This window comes from Isoptericola sp. NPDC060257, from assembly GCF_042726645.1.
Lineage (GTDB): Bacteria > Actinomycetota > Actinomycetes > Actinomycetales > Cellulomonadaceae > Isoptericola > Isoptericola nanjingensis.
Map to the genome: position 1 here is coordinate 1 of NZ_JBHXAW010000458.1, position 1902 is coordinate 1902.

Here is a 1902-nt window from a genome sequence, read left to right on the forward strand (position 1 = left end):
GGCCTTCCCGCCGACCTCCAGCGTTCCCTTCGATCCGAACGTGTCCACGCTGCTCACTGCGGCTCCTTCTGCGGGGCTGGCCGGCGAGGGCACCGTGCGCGCTGCGGCGCGACGGTTCCGACGCCGTGGTTCTGGGGGGCTCCGCCCAGCGTACGCCGGGCACCTGGTCAGCATAGCCCATATATCTTGACGTCAAGATATCTCGGCGTCAGGTCCCGGCCCGGGGCGCGCGGAGATTTTCCGTACGGCGCACGGGAACAACCCTCGTGGCCAGCGCGTTGTGCAGCTGCCCTCGACCGGAAGGACGCCCATGCCGCGCACGCCCGCGAGCCCCGCACGCCCCGCCGACACCGCCACGACCCCCGCCGTCCAGGCTGGCCCCGCCCCGGCTGCCGAGCGATCGGGCCCGCCGCCGCTGCCGCCGCTCACCGCCCAGGCCGAGCTGCTCCTCGCCCGGGGCGTCGTGCCGCCGGAGGCGCTCTCCCCCGCGGCCCTGCGCGACGCCGCCGCCGCGCTGGAGCGCACCGCCGCGGCCGGGTCGCTCCTGGTGGTCCACCCGCGCGTCCTGCCGCCGTCCGCCCTCGCCGGGCACCTGCGCCGCACGACGACCGTCCGCGGCCGAGCCGTCGACCGCGCCGGGTTCGTCGTCGTGGACATGACGGACGTGGACGACTTCGTGCCCGTGCCCGGCGTCGACGTGCCGGACGCCGACGTCTACGCGGTCGCCGCCCCCGACCGGGGCGACGCGATGGCGAACTGGTCGCCCGAGGAGGCGGAGCCGGCGATCGCTGCGGCGGGTCGCAGCCCGCTCACCCTCGCCGAGGGGATCCACTGGGTACTGCAGTCCCCCGACGTCCTCGCCCGGAACCTCTGCTTCATGACGATCGGCTCCCGGCTGCGCCGGCCGAACGGGACCTACGACGCGCGCACCCCCGCCGTGTGGATCTCGAACGGGACCGGCCGCGACGGCAGCGAGCGGCGCGGCGCCCCCAAGGTCGGCTGGTGCTGGTGGCGCAACCGGCACACGTGGCTCGGTTTCGCCTCCACCACGGCCCGCGCCGCCTGACCCGACGACGAGATCGAACGTGCTGACCCGTCAGCGGTCGAGGACGGCGACCGCCTCGACGTGGTGCGTCATGGGGAACAGGTCGAACGCGCGCAGGTCGGTGAGCTCGTACCCGTGCCCGGCGAGGTAGGCGACGTCGCGGGCGAGCGCCGCCGGGTCGCAGGCGACGTAGACGACGCGCCGCGGGCCGCGGCCGGCGATCGCGTCGACGACGGAGCGGCCGGCTCCGGCGCGCGGCGGGTCCAGCACGACGACGTCCGCGGCACCCACGTCCGCGCCGGTCGCGGCGCCGTCGGCCAGGACGCGGTCGACGGCGCCGAGGTGCAGCTCGACCTGCGGCAGGTCGTGGGCGTTGCGGCGGGCGACCTTCACGGCGCGGGCGTCGCCCTCGACGGCGACGACGCGGCCCGAGCCGCCGACGGCCGCGGCGAGCGGCACGGTGAACAGGCCCGCACCGGAGTAGAGGTCGAGCACGGTCGCCCCGTCGAGGCCGCCCGGCGTCGCGTGCACGGCGTCGAGCACGGCGCCCGCGAGCAGGTCGGGCGCCGCCCGGTGCACCTGCCAGAACCCGTCGCCCGCCACGCGGTAGCGGTGCTCGGCGCCACCCGCCCGCACCGTCTCGGTGACCGAGCGGCGGGCGTTCGGGCGGGTGTCCGCGCGGCCGCGGCGCGACGGCACGTCGTCGACCAGGAGCAGGGCGTCCGCGCCGTCGGCCGGTGCCACCAGCTCGAGGCGGGCGCCCGGGCGCCAGCGGCGGGTCCACACGTCCTCGGCGTCCGCGAGCGCCGCGACCGCCTCGGTCGCGAGCGGCATGCCGTCGAGCGGCACCACGTCGT

The 1902-nt window shown here is 77.1% G+C and carries 2 protein-coding genes; one reads left to right on the forward strand and one right to left on the reverse strand.

The genetic code is table 11. From position 1 onward, the window contains the following. Positions 1 to 310 precede the first annotated feature (310 nt). Positions 311 to 1066, forward strand: coding sequence for a DUF5701 family protein (locus tag ACFWEK_RS21265; protein WP_430555331.1), 756 nt, complete (start codon positions 311 to 313; stop codon positions 1064 to 1066). A 30-nt stretch (positions 1067 to 1096) separates the two neighbouring features. Here the strand turns inward: ACFWEK_RS21265 and ACFWEK_RS21270 are convergent. Further along, the coding region (locus tag ACFWEK_RS21270; protein ID WP_430555332.1) for a class I SAM-dependent RNA methyltransferase at positions 1097 to 1902 on the reverse strand (806 nt) is incomplete at its 5' end.

Coding starts and splice junctions, on each gene's coding strand:
- ACFWEK_RS21265 (WP_430555331.1), top strand. CDS start 311: ATGCCGCGCACGCCCGCGAGCCCCGCACGCCCCGCCGACACCGCCACG.